Annotated in this window: 13 protein-coding genes; 5 read left to right on the forward strand and 8 right to left on the reverse strand. The window is 74.3% G+C overall.

Translation table 11 applies throughout. The annotated features are described in order from the left end of the window. Positions 1-1497, reverse strand: a 1497-nt coding sequence (locus ACGFIG_RS10150) for a HAMP domain-containing protein (RefSeq protein WP_393001138.1), incomplete at its 3' end; no start/stop codon positions are given. 239 nt (positions 1498-1736) lie between these two features. On the opposite strand from ACGFIG_RS10150, the gene ACGFIG_RS10155 reads away from it, so the two are divergent. Next, positions 1737-3812 (forward strand): SpoIIE family protein phosphatase, encoded by a 2076-nt coding sequence (locus tag ACGFIG_RS10155; RefSeq protein ID WP_393001140.1) that lies wholly within the window; start codon positions 1737-1739, stop codon positions 3810-3812. A gap of 81 nt (positions 3813-3893) precedes the next feature. On the opposite strand, the gene ACGFIG_RS10160 is transcribed toward ACGFIG_RS10155, so the two are convergent. Continuing rightward, positions 3894-5243, reverse strand: coding sequence for an FAD-binding oxidoreductase (locus tag ACGFIG_RS10160; RefSeq protein ID WP_393001142.1), 1350 nt, complete (start codon positions 5241-5243; stop codon positions 3894-3896). 88 nt (positions 5244-5331) lie between these two features. On the opposite strand from ACGFIG_RS10160, the gene ACGFIG_RS10165 reads away from it, so the two are divergent. Further along, positions 5332-7428, forward strand: a complete 2097-nt coding sequence (locus ACGFIG_RS10165; RefSeq protein WP_393001144.1) for a S9 family peptidase — start codon at positions 5332-5334, stop codon at positions 7426-7428. 170 nt (positions 7429-7598) lie between these two features. Here ACGFIG_RS10165 and ACGFIG_RS10170 read toward each other — a convergent pair whose 3' ends face one another. The 3 genes from ACGFIG_RS10170 to ACGFIG_RS10180 form a co-directional block, all read right to left on the reverse strand. After that, positions 7599-8540, reverse strand: a complete 942-nt coding sequence (locus ACGFIG_RS10170) for a threonine/serine dehydratase (RefSeq protein ID WP_393001146.1) — start codon at positions 8538-8540, stop codon at positions 7599-7601. Positions 8541-8705: 165 nt separating this feature from the next. Beyond that, positions 8706-9143, reverse strand: coding sequence for a VOC family protein (locus ACGFIG_RS10175; RefSeq protein WP_393001148.1), 438 nt, complete (start codon positions 9141-9143; stop codon positions 8706-8708). A 1-nt stretch (position 9144) separates the two neighbouring features. After that, positions 9145-9723: a DinB family protein gene (locus tag ACGFIG_RS10180; RefSeq protein ID WP_393001150.1), complete on the reverse strand. Its 579-nt coding sequence runs from the start codon at positions 9721-9723 to the stop codon at positions 9145-9147. 61 nt (positions 9724-9784) lie between these two features. Here ACGFIG_RS10180 and ACGFIG_RS10185 point away from each other — a divergent pair, with 61 nt between their 5' ends. Beyond that, positions 9785-10744 carry a helix-turn-helix transcriptional regulator gene (locus ACGFIG_RS10185; RefSeq protein ID WP_393001152.1) on the forward strand — a complete coding sequence of 320 codons (960 nt, stop codon included), beginning with the start codon at positions 9785-9787 and terminating at the stop codon, positions 10742-10744. 29 nt (positions 10745-10773) lie between these two features. Then, complete coding sequence (locus ACGFIG_RS10190; RefSeq protein ID WP_393001153.1) at positions 10774-10959, forward strand: hypothetical protein; 186 nt, start codon at positions 10774-10776, stop codon at positions 10957-10959. A 2-nt stretch (positions 10960-10961) separates the two neighbouring features. Here the strand turns inward: ACGFIG_RS10190 and ACGFIG_RS10195 are convergent, their stop codons facing one another. After that, complete coding sequence (locus tag ACGFIG_RS10195) at positions 10962-11537, reverse strand: TIGR03086 family metal-binding protein (protein ID WP_393001155.1); 576 nt, start codon at positions 11535-11537, stop codon at positions 10962-10964. A gap of 31 nt (positions 11538-11568) precedes the next feature. Between ACGFIG_RS10195 and ACGFIG_RS10200 the strand changes: the two genes are divergently transcribed. Further along, positions 11569-12516, forward strand: coding sequence for a DUF6597 domain-containing transcriptional factor (locus tag ACGFIG_RS10200; protein WP_393001157.1), 948 nt, complete (start codon positions 11569-11571; stop codon positions 12514-12516). A gap of 25 nt (positions 12517-12541) precedes the next feature. On the opposite strand, the gene ACGFIG_RS10205 is transcribed toward ACGFIG_RS10200, so the two are convergent. Further along, entirely contained in the window at positions 12542-14080 is a 1539-nt protein-coding gene (locus ACGFIG_RS10205) for a SpoIIE family protein phosphatase (protein WP_393001159.1), read from the reverse strand. A gap of 2 nt (positions 14081-14082) precedes the next feature. Then, positions 14083-15411, reverse strand: a complete 1329-nt coding sequence (locus ACGFIG_RS10210) for a sensor histidine kinase (protein ID WP_393001421.1) — start codon at positions 15409-15411, stop codon at positions 14083-14085. Positions 15412-15414: the final 3 nt, after the last annotated feature.

Consider the following 15414-nt stretch of genomic DNA (forward strand, 5'->3'; position numbering starts at 1 on the left):
CAGGTCGCCCTTCGCCACCGCCGTGGTGACCGAGGCGATGTTGCGCACCTGCGACGTCAGGTTCGACGCCATCGAGTTCACGTTGTCCGTCAGGTCCCGCCACGTACCCGAAACGCCCTTGACCTGCGCCTGGCCGCCCAGCTTGCCTTCGGTGCCCACCTCGCGCGCGACGCGGGTCACCTCGTCGGCGAACGACGACAACTGGTCCACCATCGTGTTGACGGTGTTCTTCAGCTCCAGGATCTCGCCCTGGGCGTCGACCGTGATCTTCTGCGACAGGTCGCCCTTCGCCACGGCCGTCGAGACCTGGGAGATGTTGCGGACCTGGCTGGTCAGGTTGCCGGCGAGCTGGTTGACGTTCTCCGTCAGGTCGCGCCAGGTGCCGGAGACGCCACGCACCTGGGCCTGGCCGCCCAGCTTGCCCTCGATGCCCACCTCACGCGCGACCCGGGTCACCTCGTCGGCGAACGACGACAACTGGTCCACCATCGTGTTGACGGTGTCCTTCAGCTCCAGGATCTCGCCCTGCGCCGCCACGGTGATCTTCTGCGACAGGTCGCCCCGGGCCACCGCCGTGGAGACCTGCGCGATGTTGCGCACCTGGGCCGTCAGGTTGGACGCCATCGAGTTGACGCTGTCGGTCAGGTCCTTCCAGGTGCCGGCCACGTTCGGCACGTCCGCCTGCCCGCCGAGCTTGCCCTCGGTGCCCACCTCGCGGGCCACCCGGGTCACCTGCTCGGCGAAGAGCCGCAGGGTGTCGGTGAGGTAGTTCATCGTGTCGGCCAGCTCGGCGACCTCGCCGCGCGCGCCGACCGTGATCTTCTGCGACAGGTCACCCTGGGCCACCGCCGTCGCCACGTGGGAGATCGACCGCACCTGGCCGGTCAGGTTCGACGCCATGGTGTTCACCGAGTCGGTGAGGTCCTTCCAGGTGCCGGCGACGCCGCGCACGTCGGCCTGGCCGCCCAGCTTGCCCTCGGTGCCCACCTCGCGGGCCACCCGGGTCACCTCGTTCGAGAAGGACGAGAGCTGGTCGACCATCGTGTTGACCGTGCGGCCGATCCGCAGGTACTCGCCGCGCAGCGGCCGGCCGTCGATCTCCAGGGCCATGTGCTGGGAGAGGTCGCCGTCGGCCACCGCGACGATGACCCGGGCGATCTCCGTGGTCGGCCGGCCCAGGTCGTCGATCAGCGAGTTGACCGCCCGCTGCCCCTCCGCCCACGAGCCGTCCAGGCCCTCGTCGTCCAGGCGCTCGGTGAGCCGGCCGTCCCGGCCGACGATCCGGCTGATCCGCCGCAGGTCGAGGTACTGCCGCTCCTGGAGCGACACGACCTCGTTGAAGGCGTCCGCCACCTCACCGGCCCGGCCCGCCCGGCGGGGCAGCCGGACCTTCAGGTCACCCCGGCGAACCCGCCGCAGCGCCTCGGTCAGCTCGCCGAGGAGCGCCTCGTGGTCGGGCGCGGACGGGTCCGCGGTCGCCGACTGTTTCGTGCTCATCATTCCTCGCTCAGCTCGGGGCCACCGGGTCCTGCCGACGCCGGCCATCCCCTCATTGTGCCTGCGGACCCCTCCCCGCCAACCCCACGCGCCCACCCTCCAGGCCGTCGATCACGCAGTTGCGGTGCCCCGCGAAACGGGCAGAGCGCTAGAAACAGCCCACCACAAGTGCATGATCGGCGGAAGGGCGGGGCGGAGAGTGGCTTGGCAGTCGCGCGGTGGCGGTGGAGGATACGGGGATGTCAGCGGAGGCGGGGCCCGCGACGACCGGGGGCCGAGACGAACACGTCCGGCGCGTCCGGCTCCCCGCCGACCGGCGTACGCCCGCCGCGGCGCGGGCCCTCGTCCGGTCCGTCCTCACCGAGGCCCGCCTCGACGAACTGGCCAACGAGGCCATGCTGCTCACCACCGAGCTCTCCACCAACGCCGTGGAGCACGCCCGCACCGAGCTGGACATCGAGGTGGTCGCCGATCCGGTCGGGATCACCGTCACCGTGTCCGACTTCGCCGCCGGCCCGGTGGAGGAGCTGACCGTCGGGGTACGCAACGACACCACCGACATCGACGAGGTTTCCGAGCGGGGCCGGGGACTGCTGCTGGTCGACCACTTCGCCAGCCGCTGGGGCACCACCTACCTGCCCACCGGCAAGGGCGTCTGGTTCCGGCTGGACCTGCCCGGCCCGACCGCCGGTCACCGGGCAGTGGGCAGACCCGGCGCGGCCACCGCCGGGGGCGGCGCACCTGCGGACGCGGAGAACTCCGCGCCGAGCGCCGGGGCCATGAGCGAGCTGATGCAGATCACTCCCGACCCGTACGCCGAGGATCCGCTGCCCGACTTCGCGACCAGCCTGCTCGCCCGCGTGGCGGAGATGGTCGGCGCGGCGGGCGGGGTCGTGCGGCTGGACCGGGGCGAAGGGCAGGGCCCCCAGGTGCTGGCCCGGTACGGCCGCCAGCCCCGGCCCGGCAACGAGCTGCTCCGGGTGCCGCTGGCGGTGCACCGGCCGTACGCCGGCGAGCTGGAGCTGGACGCGGCCCCGTCGGCGTACGCGCGACCGCTGGCCGTGCTGATGGCCGAACGGCTCTCGCTGCACCTGGAGAACGACCGGCTCCGCCGGGCGGACGTCCGCCGGCAGGCCTGGCTGACCTTCCTCGCCGAGGCCAGCGAGCTGCTCGCGCAGTCACTCGACGTCGAGCTGACGATGGCGCTCGTCCCGCAGCTCGTGGTGCCCCGGCTCGGGCAGTGGTGCGCGGTGCACACGACCGACGAGTGGGGTCGGCTCCGCCTCGCGGCGGCCAGCCACGCCGACGAGTCGGTGCTGCCCCAGCTGCACCAGGCGCTCGAGGAGACCGGCCCGGACTCGGTCCAGGCCCGGCTGCGCGAGGCGTCCCGCAACGGCACCCAGATGCCGCTCGGCGCGCCGATGGAGGGCTTCGCCGTCCCGCTGATCGCGCGGGGGCAACGGCTGGGCACGATGGCCGTCGGTCGACACCAGCGGCACCGGCACGACCCGGACCAGGTCGCCGTGCTGGAGGATGTCGCCCGGCGGGCGGCGCTGGCGATCGAGAACGCCCGGATCCACGCCGAACGCCGGCGGATCGCGCACACCCTCCAGCAGTCGCTGCTGCCGCCGGCCCTGCCCGTGGTCGAGGGCATCGGTCTCGCCGCCGAGTACGTCCCGACCGGCGGCAACGTCGACGTCGGCGGGGACTTCTACGACGTGGTGCCCCTGCCGGACGGGCGCTGGCTGGTGGTGATCGGCGACGTCTCGGGCAAGGGGGTGCAGGCGGCGACGGTCACCGGCCTGGTCCGCGACGTCATCCGGGTGCTGGTGGGTGACGGCAAGCCGCTGCCGGAGGCGCTGGCCCGGGTCAACGAGACGCTCTTTGAGCGAGGCGGCGGGCGCTACTGCACGCTGGCCCTGGCGGCGGTCGGCCCCGGCGACGGCGACCAGCTCTCCGTCTCCCTGCACCTCGCCGGCCACGATCGACCGGTGCTGCTGCCCGCTGGCGGCGGAGCGCGCTTCGTCGGCACCGGGGGCACGGCACTCGGCCTGCTCGACTCGATCGCCTCCCCGTCGGCCGAGGTGCCGCTCGGCCCGGGGGACGCGCTGGTCTTCTACACCGACGGGGTCACCGAGCGGCGGCGCGGCCGGGATCTGTTCGGCACCGAGCGGCTGCGCGACGCCGCCGCCCCGCTGGCCGGCTACCCGGCCGACGTCATCGCGGCGCGGCTCCGCTCGACGGCGATCGGTTTCTCCACCGAGGCGCCCCGCGACGACATCGCCATCCTGGTGCTCCGCAACGACGCCACCTGACAGGGACGGGCGGTCTTCCGGCGGTCGGACCTGACCTGCTCCGTCCGCGCGCCCGGTCCATCGGCGGCAGGGCGCTGCCGGTCAGCGGCCGCCGGGGAGGCGGCCCGGGGCGAGGCGGTGGTGGGGGTCGAGGTGCTCCTTGGCCGCGCGCAGCCGGGCCAGCCCGGCCAGCTCGCCCCACAGGTCGACCTCCCGCCGGACGGCTGCCGGCGCGGCGAGCACCACGCACCGGCCCTGCCGGGCGAGCAGCACGCCGCGTACGGCGGCCAGGATCGACGCCACCCGGTCGGGGGGCATGGTGCCGGGCAGGGCCGCGTGCACCACGCCGAGGCCGGCGGAGCCGCGCACCGGGACGGGGCCACCGGCAGCGTCGCGCAGCGCGTAGACGGCGGCGTGCAGGTCGGCGATGGGCACCTCGATCCGCAGCGCCGTGTCGCCCGGGCCGAACGGGTAGCGCCGCCACCACTCGGGCACGGCGTGGCTGGCGGTCGCACCCGCGCCGAGGAGCGCGACGAGCCGGTCGGCGCGCTCGGCGACGTCAGCCGGACCGCCCTCCAGCAGCACGACCAGCCGCCCGGCACCGGCCGGGCCGCCGCCGGCACGCCCCATCATGGACGGGTGGGCGGCCATCGCGGCGGCCCGGCTGCCCTGCCGCGGCCGGGGTCCCGCGCCGGCCGGCAGGTCCAGCTCGACCGCGGCCGGGTCGAGGCGCGCGGCGAGCACGGTGCGGACCAGCTCGTGCACCTCCAGCGGGGTCCACACCGGCCGGCTAACCCAGATCCGGCCGGCCGGGACGGGCTGCACCCGCAGGGTCGCGGAGACCAGCACGCCGAGCGCCCCCTGGGAGCCGCAGAGCAGCCGGGCCAGTTCCAGCCCGGCGGCGCCTCCCCCGGCGTCGACCAGCTCGCCTTCGGCGTCGAGGTAGCGGACGCGTACGAGCTGGTCGCAGGGGCTGCCGTGGCGGTGCCGGAGCGGCCCCGCCTCGCCGGCGGCGAGCACCCCGCCGAGGGTGGCGCCGGGCGAGGGGGCGTCGAGCGCCAGGCGCTGCCCGGTGCGGTCCAACGTGGCCTGCACCGCCCGCAGCGGCGTGCCCGCCCCGACCTCCGTGGTGGGCGTGCCGGGCGGCCCGTGCCCGATCCCGGCGAGCCGGCCGGTGTCGAGCATGATGTCGACCCGGTCGGGGGCGGCGCCCCAGTCGATCTTCGTGCCGGCGCCGCGTGGCACCACCGTCAGGTCGTGCCGGGCGGCGAGCCGCAGCACCTCGGCCGCGGCCCGGGCACCACCCGGTACGGCGACCCAGCGGGCCGGGCGGCCGGCCACCTCGTCGGCCGGGCCGGCGAAGCGGGCGAACGGCGGGCCGCAGATCTCCGTCAATCGCCGGGTGATGTCGAGGGCTCCGGGCCGGTCGGTGGAACTCGTTGCAGCCGCCATGCCGGCCATCGTACACATGTTCGAAAGGTGTGGCGGCGGGTCCGACGAGGCGGCGCGGCGGGCGGCGCGCGGCCGGTAACGTGGCGCCGTGACCACCGAGACCCCCGCACCCACGGCGAAGCGGGTGCCCAGCGAGCGCACCCACCACGGCGACACCGTCGTCGACGAGTACGCCTGGCTCACCGGCAAGGACGACCCGGAGACGATCGCCCACCTGACCGCCGAGAACGCGTACACCGAGGCCCGGACGGCGCATCTCGAAGGGCTGCGCGGCGACCTGTTCGAGGAGATCCGCCGGCGCACCCAGGAGACCGACCTGTCGGTGCCGAGCCGCAAGGGCGGCTACTGGTACTACACCCGGACGGTCGAGGGCCAGCAGTACGGCGTGCAGTGCCGCCGGGCGGTCCGCGACGGCGAGACCGAGCCGCCACTCAGCACGGACGGCGCGCCGCTCGACGGCGAGGAGGTGCTGCTCGACGGCAACGTGGTCGCCGAGGGGCACGACTTCTTCGCGCTCGGCGCGTTCGACGTCAGCCCGGACGGACGGTGGCTGGCCTACTCCACGGACTTCTCGGGCGACGAGCGCTTCACGCTGCGGGTCAAGGACCTCTCCACGGGCGAGCTGCTGCCCGACGAGGTGCCCGACACGTTCTACGGCACCGCCTGGTCGGCCGACGCCTCGGTGCTGTTCTACGTCACCGTGGACGAGACGTGGCGTCCCAACCGGGTGTGGCGGCACACCCTGGGCACCGCGTCCAGCGAGGACGTCGTGGTCTACCAGGAGGACGACGAGCGGTTCTGGGTCGGCGTGGAGCTGAGCCGCTCGGAGCGGTTCATCCTCATCGACGCGCACAGCAAGATCACCAGTGAGGTGCTGGTGATCCCGGCCGGCAACCCGACCGGTGTGCCGGCGTCCGTGGCGCCCCGGCGGCAGGGCGTGGAGTACGCCGTCGAGCACCACGGGCACCGCTTCCTGATCCTGCACAACGACGGTGCGGAGGACTTCGCGCTGGCGTACACCTCGGCGGACGCCCCCGGCGACTGGGTGCCGCTGATCGAGCACTCACCCGGCACCCGGCTGGAGGCCGTCGACGCCTTCGCCGACCACCTGGTCGTCTCGCTGCGCACCAACGGGCTGACCGGGCTGCGGGTGCTGCCGATCGGCGGTGGCGACGCCTTCGACATCGACTTCCCGGAGCCGCTCTACAGCGTCGGGCTGGACAGCAACCCCGAATACCAGACCAGGCAGCTCCGGCTCCGCTACGCCTCGCTGGTCACTCCCGACTCGGTGTACGACTACGACCTGGTCACCCGGCAGATGGTGCTGCGCCGGCAGAAGCCCGTGCAGCCCGGGCCGGACGGACGGGCGTACGACCCGGCCGACTACGAGCAGCACCGCGACTGGGCGCTCGCCGACGACGGGACCCGGGTGCCGATCTCGCTGGTCTGCCGGGCCGGCACGCCGAAGGACGGCTCCGCCCCCTGCGTGATCTACGGCTACGGCTCGTACGAGGCGAGCATCGACCCGTGGTTCTCCATCGCCCGGCTCTCCCTGCTGGACCGGGGCGTCATCTACGCCGTCGCGCACGTCCGGGGCGGCGGCGAGCTGGGCCGCCGCTGGTACGACCAGGGCAAGCTGCTGGCCAAGAAGAACACCTTCACCGACTTCGTCGCCTGCGCCCGGCACCTGGTCAAGGCGGGCTGGACGACGAGCGACCGGCTCGTCGCCCGGGGCGCCTCGGCCGGCGGGCTGCTGATGGGCGCGGTCGCCAACATCGCCCCGGACGCGTTCGCCGGGATCGTCGCGCAGGTGCCCTTCGTGGACGCGCTCACCTCGATCCTCGACCCGTCGCTGCCGCTGACCGTCACCGAGTGGGAGGAGTGGGGCAACCCGCTGGCCGACCCGGAGGTCTACGCGTACATGAAGTCCTACACGCCGTACGAGAACGTGCGGGCGGTGGACTATCCGGCGATCCTCGCGGTGACCAGCCTCAACGACACCCGGGTGCTCTACCACGAGCCGGCGAAGTGGATCGCCCGGCTGCGGGCGGTCGCCCCGCAGGGCGACTACCTGCTGAAGACCGAGATGGGCGCCGGCCACGGCGGGCCCAGCGGCCGTTACAACTCCTGGCGCGAGGAGGCGTTCGTCAACGCCTGGATCCTCGACCGCCTCGGCCGCGCCTGACCTGCGGTTGAGGAAGGGCACCTTCCTGACGGATCCCGACCAGGAAGGTGCCCTTCCCGACACGCGCTCGGCGCAGGAGAGGGCGCGGGCCAGCTCCGTGCGGGAGCGGATGACGCCCGGCACTTCCAGCCCAGGACGCCCGGCGTCTCAGCGCAGGACGGGCGACACGCTCAGCCCAGGACGCCCGCCAGCACCGCCGGGTCGACGTTGCCGCCGGTGACCACGGCGACCGTACGACCGGGCGGCAGCTCGGCGGCGTGGAACAGCCGGGCGGCCACGGCCACCGCGCCGCTCGGCTCCACGACCAGGCGTGCGTCGTGGACCAGCCGGCCCATCGCGGCCCGGATCTCCTCCTCCGTCACCGTGACGATGCGGTCGAGCCGGGCCCGCAGGTGGGCGAGGGTCAGCTCGGACGGCGGCAGGCGCAGCCCGTCGGCCATCGTCCGGTAGGTGCGCTCCTCGCCCCACACCACCACCGACCCGGTCGCCAGCGACTCCCGGGCGTCGGCGGCGAGTTCCGGCTCGACCCCGATCACCGTCGCCGCCGGCCGCACCGCCGTGACCGCCGTGGCGACGCCGGAGGAGAGCCCGCCGCCGCCCACCGGCACCAGCACCACGTCGACGTCGGGCAGGTCCTCGACGATCTCCAGCCCGACCGTGCCCTGCCCGGCGACGATCCGCCGGTCGTCGAAGGGCGGCACCAGCACGGCACCCGTCGTCGCGGCGATCCGCTCGGCCTCCGGGCCGCGCTGCGGGGGCGGCACCAGCAGCACCTCGACGCCCAGTGCCCGGATCCGGTCCACCTTCGCCGCCGGGGCCCCCTCCGGCACCACGATCCGGCACGGCACGCCGGCCGCCCGGGCGGCGTACGCCAGTGCCAGACCGTGGTTGCCCGAGGAGTGGGTGACCACCCCGCGCGCCCGCTCCTCCGGGGTGAGCCGGGCGATCGCGTGGGTCGCGCCGCGCAGCTTGAACGACCCCACCGGTTGCAGGCTCTCCGGCTTTAGCCACAGCTCCGCGTCCCATCCGGTCCGCAGCAGCGGGGTACGCGTCACGGTGCCCGCGATGTCGGCGGCGGCGGCCCGGACGTCGGTGATCGAGACCAGCTCCATCGCCCCATCCTGCCCGATCCGGTCGATGTGGACGGACCCGCCGCCGCCCCCGAAGTCGCGCTCAGGGCAGCGGTCGGGGCCGCACTCAAGGCGGCGGTCGAGGTCACGGTCGGGGCAGCGGGACTGCGGCGCGTCGCGAGGGCAGGGCCGGGCCGCGCCGGCCGATCAGTCGAGGCAGAACTCGTTGCCCTCGGGATCGGCCATCACGATGTGGCCGGCGCCGAGCGGGGGCTCGGGCTCGTATCGCCTGAGCCGGGTGGCGCCGTGCGAGACGAGCCGCTCGGCCTCGGCCTCCAGGGCGGCCATCCGCGCGTCGCCCTCGGCCCCCGGGGCGGCGCGCACATCGAGGTGTACGCGGTTCTTGGCCTGCTTGCCCTCCGGCACCCGCTGGAAGAACAGCCGCGGCCGGGAGCCCTCGGGGTCGACCAGGGCCGAGGCGTCGTTGCGGCGCTCGGGCGGCACGCCCATCGCCTCCAGCGCCTGCTCCCACGACTGGAAGTCCCCGGGCGGACCCTGCAACTGGTAGCCGAGGGCCTCGGCCCAGAACGCCGCCAACCCGGCCGGGTCGGCGCAATCGAAGGTTATCTGGACGTCACGGGCCATCTCAGTTCGTCTCCTGTCGGGTCTGCCGTCGATTGTGCAGGTGGAGGTCGCGCAGCAGGCACACTTCGGCCAGGTGGTGGATCAGCTCGCGGTTGATGTGCAGCACCAGCGTCGCCATCGGAAGGTCGGCGTACGGGCTCTCCGCCTCCCCGCACAGCCGGGCGAGGCCCGTCTCGCCGAGGGACTCGACACCGGCCCGCCACGCCGCGTACTCCCGGTCGAGCTGGGCCAGCGCCCCGGCCGCCGTCGCGGCGTACTCGAACGACTGGTAGTCGGTGGGCGCGCGACCGAAGTGCCCGGCGTTGCGCACCGCGAGCACGCCGACGATCACGTGCCCGAGCCGCCAGGCGATCGTCGTGAACGGCGCCGGATCAGGCGTCGGCATCGCGAAGTCGATGGTCATCGCGCCGCTCCCCGCCTGCACCGGTGCGGTGCCGGTGCCACGCGGACGCACGTTCCAGCAGTCGGGCGTCGGCTCCCAGAAGTACTCGTCGTCGGTGAGGCCGTCGAGACGACCGCGCAGCTGGTTGGTCCAGTGCCAGTCGAGCTGCTCGCGCAGCAGGGGGTTCCAGTCGGTCATGACCACAGCCTCCCGTGGATAGCGGACAGGATCGTTCCGTTATCCGTGCAACGATCGGCGGGTGACCGTCGAGGCGACCACCGAACGGGTACTGCGGGTGCTGGCGTTGTTGCAGCGGCGGCCGTCCTGGACCGCCGCCGAGCTGGCCGCCGAGCTGGGGGTCACCGACCGCTCGGTACGCCGCGACGTGGAGCGGCTGCGCGCCATCGGTTACCCCGTGCACGCGACGGCGGGGGTCGGCGGCGGCTACCAGCTCGGCGCGGGCAGCCGGCTGCCGCCGCTGCTCCTCGACGACGAGGAGGCCATCGCGACGGCGGTCTCCCTGCGGCTGGCGTCGGGGGGCACGGTCGCCGGGGCGGCCGAGGCGGCGCTGCGGGCGCTCACGAAGCTCGACCAGGTGATGCCGGCCCGGTTGCGCGCCGAGGTCCGGGCGGTGCACGGCGCCACCGAGACCCTCGTCGGTCCCACGGCGCAGATCGACGGGGAGCTGCTGGTGACGCTCGCGCGGGCCTGTCGCGACGCCGTACGGGTGCGGTTCCGCTACCCGGACCGCGCCGGCGGGGAGCGCGGGCGCACGGTCGAACCGGTGCGGATGGTCACGACCGGCCGCCGCTGGTACCTGATGGCCTGGGACGTCGACCGCGACGACTGGCGTACCTTCCGGCTGGACCGGATGCGCGAGGTGGCGGCGACGACCTGGCGCTTCCGCGCGCGGGAGCACCCGGACCCGCGCGCCTACGTGCAGCGCTCCGTGGCCGAGGCGCCGTACCGGCATGTCGCCCGGGTGCGGGTGCACGCCCGGCCCGAGCGGGTGCGGGAGCTGGTGCCGCCCCAGGTGGGGCGCGTCGAGGACGACCGCGACGGGTGGTGCGTACTCGTCGTCGGCGGGGAGGACCTGGACTGGCTCGCCCTGCACGTGGCCCGGTTGGGCTTCGAGGCGCAGGTGCTTGAGCCTCCGGAGCTGCGGGAGTCCCTTGTCCGGCTCGCCCGCCGCCTCGTGGCGATGGCGGGAAGCGGGTGACGCCCGCCCGGGGCACCTAGACTGCCGGGATGACCGGGGCCGGGGACGACGACGAGCCGGCAGAGGACGTACCGGCGTCGGGGTGGCGGGCGGCGGCGCGCGACCGGCGCGTCTGGGCGATCCTCGCGGTGGTCGCGTTCCTGCTCGTGTGCTGCTGTTCCGCCGCCGCCGGGACGCTGCTCGCGCTCTCCGCCGGCCTCTTCTCCGCCGGCTGACGTCAGGCGGACGCAGACCAGGCGGGGTCGCGACCGGTGTCGCAGAGCAGCCGGTCGAGCCCCGACAGCCCGGCGTCGGCCGGCACCTGCTCGGCGAAGATGCCCATCTTCCGGGCGTTCGGCCCGAGCTGCGCGACCAGCTCGTGCAGCTCGGCCACCGCCTCCGGGGCGGGCCGGTACGGCTGGCCGGTCGCGGCGGCCAGGTCCCAGCCGTGCACCGTCAGGTCCAGCAGCACCATGCCGCCGACGGTGGCCTGCGGGATGCCCATCCCCGGCGAGACGCCCTCCAGGGCCGACGGGTCGGACCAGGCGTCGGCCAGCCGCCGCGTCTCGGCCGCGAACCGGTCGCGCCAGCCGTCATCGGTGAGGTGGTCGGGCTTGTCCGCCCACTCCACGGGGCGTTTCGCCGCCAGGGCCTGGAAGTTCATTACCACCTCGAACAGGTGGTTGAGCAGGTCGCGCACCGCGTACCCGCGGCACGGCGTGGGCAGGTCGAGCTGCTCGTCGGCGATCGCGCGCACCACCGCCACGGTCGGCGACGCGGCCGCCGCCAGCAGGTCACTAGTCTGGGTTGCCATACGGCCAGCGTATGAGGGTGGTCTTGAAGAAATGCGACACCAGCCGCGCGAGGACAGCCGGGGCATCGTGGACCCGGCCGGGCTGCTGCGGCGGGTCCACTTCCGCCGGCACCTGCCCGCCGTCGCGCTCCGGCCGTACGTCGAGCACTACTGGCTGGTCGACTGGGAGCTGCCCGAGCCGCTCACGCAGCGGGTCGTGCCGCACCCGGCGGTCAACGTGGTGTTCCAGCGCGACGGTGCCGGCCCGGAGACCGCCGAGGTGTCCGGCGTCGGGCTGGAACTCTTCTCGATCACGCTCGCCGGCGCCGGCCAGGTCAGCGGGGTCCAGTTCCGGCCGGGCGGGTTCCGCCCGTTCTGGCGGGGACGCCCGGTCGCCGAGCTGACCGGGCGGCGGTGGCCGATGTCGTCGCTCGCCGACCGCTGGCCGCCGGCCGCCGCCCTGGTCGCCGCCGCGCCGCACGGCATCGGGTCGGGCGTCAGCACGGCGGATGGCATCGCGTCGGACGGCGGCAGGACGGGCGGCGGCGCGGGGCCCGCCGGCCGCTGCGACGGTACGGACGCCGAGCGCTGCCGCGCGCTGGACGACCTGCTGACCGGCTGGGCGCCGGAGGCGGACCCGGTCACCGACGAGGTCATCGAGCTGGTCGAGGCGATCCGCGCCGACCGGACGGTACGGCGGGTGGACGACTTCGCCCGGCGACGCGACGTGTCCGTCCGGCGGCTGCAACGCCTGTTCCTCGCGTACGTCGGCGTCGGCCCGAAGTGGGTGATCCGCCAGTACCGGCTGCACGAGGCGGTGGAGCAGGCGGCCGGCGGCCCGCTCGACTGGGCGAGGCTCGCGGCGGAACTCGGCTACAGCGACCAGTCCCACCTGGTCCGCGACTTCAGCGCCGTCATCGGCGTCTCCCCCGCCGCGTACGCCCACTCGGTCGGCCGGCCCGGCCGCCACCCCTTATGGGCAGTGCCCGCCCGGCGTTGACCGGGTGCCCCGCCGGCGCCACCGGTCAGCGGCGGCGCAGCGCCACCACGGCGACGTCGTCGTGGATCTCCGGCGGGGCCAGCTCGACCAGGAGCCGCTCGCAGAAGCGGTCCAGGTCGTCGTCGATGTGGCCGGCGGCCACGGCCAGGGCGGCCAGCCCGTCGTCGATCGTGACGTCCCGCCGCTCGATCAGCCCGTCGGTGTAGAACACCAGCGTCGCCCCGGCCGGCAGCACGAACTCCAGGTCCGGCGGTCGGGGGGCGCGCACCCCGAGCAGCGGGGCCGAGTGCTGAACGAACTCCACCTTGCCGTCGATGCTGAGCGCCGGCGGCAGGTGCCCGGCGCTGGCCAGCCGGACCCGGCCGCTGGGCGGGTGCAGCAGCAGTACGCAGATCGTGGCCAGCTCGTTGGGGAGCAGCGTACGCATGAGTTCGTTGACCCGGTCCAGGATCTCGCCCGGCTGGTGCCCCTCCACCGCGTACGCCCGCACCGCGTGCCGTAGCTCGGCCATCACGGTCGCGGCGTGCAGCGAGTGGCCCGCCACGTCGCCGATCGCCAGCAGCAGGTGGCCGTCGAGCATCACCAGCTCGTAGAAGTCGCCGCCCACCTCGGTCTGCGCGCTCGCCGGCTCGTACCGCACGGCCAGGTCGAGTCCGTTGATCTCCGGAATCCGGCGCGGCAGCAGGCTGCGCTGGAGGGTGACCGCGATGCGGTGCTCCTCGTCGAAGGAACGCTGCGCCTCCACGGCCGCCGCCACCGCCTGGGCGAGCTGCCGCAGCACGGGGGTGCGGGCGGTCTGCGTGGCGGTGGGCACGACCACGTAGAGCGGCGCACGGTCCTCACGCAGCCGGGCGGCGGCCACCGTCACCGTGTCGTCCGTCGGCCAGTCGACCAGGCCCCAGGCGGCCGGCTCGTCCACCTGGACCCTCGTCCCGGTCGGCACCCCGGAGTCGTCGACGATCCACGGGACGATCGTGGCCGTGCTGTCGGGGCCGGCCGCGATCCCGGCGAGACAGTCGCCGTCGAACGTCTCGGCGACCACGGCGGCCGGGCTCCTGAAGATCTGCGCGGCGCCGGCCGCCGCCTCCTCCAGCAGGCGCGCGAAGTTCGGGGCGGAGTGCACCGCCAGTGTGGTGTCGGCCAGCCCGAGCAGCCGCTCGGCGAGCAGTTCCGCGCGCTGCCGGGCCCGGTAGTAGCGCAGCACCGCGTGGGAGGTGGCGACCAGTTCCTCCGGCTCGATCGGCTCGGCCAGGTACGCGTCCGCGCCCCGGGTCAGCCCTTGCGCCCGGTCCACCACGTCCACCGCGTGCGCGGACACGTGGATCACCGGCAACGCCGGGTGCGCCGCCTTGATCCGTTCGCAGACCTCGAACCCGTTCAGGTCGGGCAGCCGCACGTCGAGCACCACGAGATCGACCGGTACCACCTCGACGCGGGCCAGCGCCTCGGTGCCCGTCTCGGCCTCCAGCACGGTGAAACCCGCCCGGGACAGCCAGCTGACCAGGAGGTAGCGCTTGGTGGGGCTGTCGTCGACCACCAGCACCGTCGCCGGGCCACCCTCCACCGTCACGCTCCTCCCACGGGCAGGGTGACCGTGAACGTGCTGCCCCGGCCCGGCTCGCTGGAGACCACGAGGGAGCCGCCGAGCATGGTCACCAACCGCCGCGCGTACGGCAGGCCGAGGCCGGTGCCGCCCACCCGGGTCGTGCCGGGCACCTGGTAGAACTCCTCGAAGATCCGTTCGTGCAGCTCCGGGGGGATGCCCGCGCCGGTGTCGGAGACGGCGAGCGACCACCGGTCGTCGTGCCGTTCCGCCCGCAGCCGGACCTCCCCGCGCTCGGTGAACTTGAGTCCGTTGTGCAGCAGGTTGCGCAGGACCTGGGCGAGCAGCACCTCGTCGGTGCGCAGCGTCGCCGGAAGGGGCGGCTCCTCCACCACCAGCTCCACCTCGGGCCGGGTGGCCAGGGCCCGGAGCGTGCCGCGCAGCTGGCCGAAGACCGGCCGCAGGTCGACCTCGGCCCAGTCCGGCTCGATCCGGCCCGACTCCGCCTTGGCCAGGTCGAGCAGCTCGTTGACCAGCGTGAGGAGGTCACCCGCCGAGGAGCGGATCAGCCCGACCTGGCGGGCCTGCTCGGCGGTGAGCGGATCGGAGGCGGAGTCGCCCAGCAGCCGCCCCAGCCCCATGATCGCGGTGACCGGTGCCCGCAGCTCGTGGCTGACGTTCGCCAGGAACCGGCTCTTCGACTCGCTCGCCGCGCGCAGCTGGGCGGACTTCTCGTCCAGCTCGGCGTAGAGGGCCACCACGCCGCGGTTGGTCTCCTCCAGCTCCTCGGTGAGCTGGTTGTAGAGCGCCATCACCCCACGGTTGGTCTCGGCCAGCTCCTCGTTCAGGACGGCCAGCTCGTCGCGCTGGCTGCGTACCTCGTCGAGGGCGGCGATGAGTTGCGCGTTCTGGGCGGCCAACTCGTCCAGGGCGCTGCCCGGGGCGTTCCGGTCGAGCTCGGCGCGCAGCTCGACGAGACGCTCGGGGGTCAGCACCTCTGCGGTGACCGGGACACGTCGCGACATCCTCACGACCGTATCCCCTTCCCGTGTCACCACGCCCAACTTGTCCACCAGGCGCGCCACCGCGCCGGACTGCGGCTCGTACCGGCCGGCGGGCAGCGGGCGCACCGGGAGGAGGTCCACCCGCAGGTGCCGCCTGCCGTCGACGGCGTCGTGGACGAGGACGAAGGTCACCTCCGCCCCGCCGGCCGAGTGCAGCAGGTCCCGGGCCACCTCGCTGAGCGCCGTGGCGATGCGTACCTGGTCCTGGTGCTCCAGCCCGACGGCGGCGGCGACCTCGCGGCCCCGCTGCCGTACGACGAAGATGTCGTGTTCGACCCGCAGCGCCATCGT

The sequence above is a fragment of the Micromonospora sp. NPDC049048 genome (assembly GCF_043197615.1).
GTDB lineage: Bacteria > Actinomycetota > Actinomycetes > Mycobacteriales > Micromonosporaceae > Micromonospora.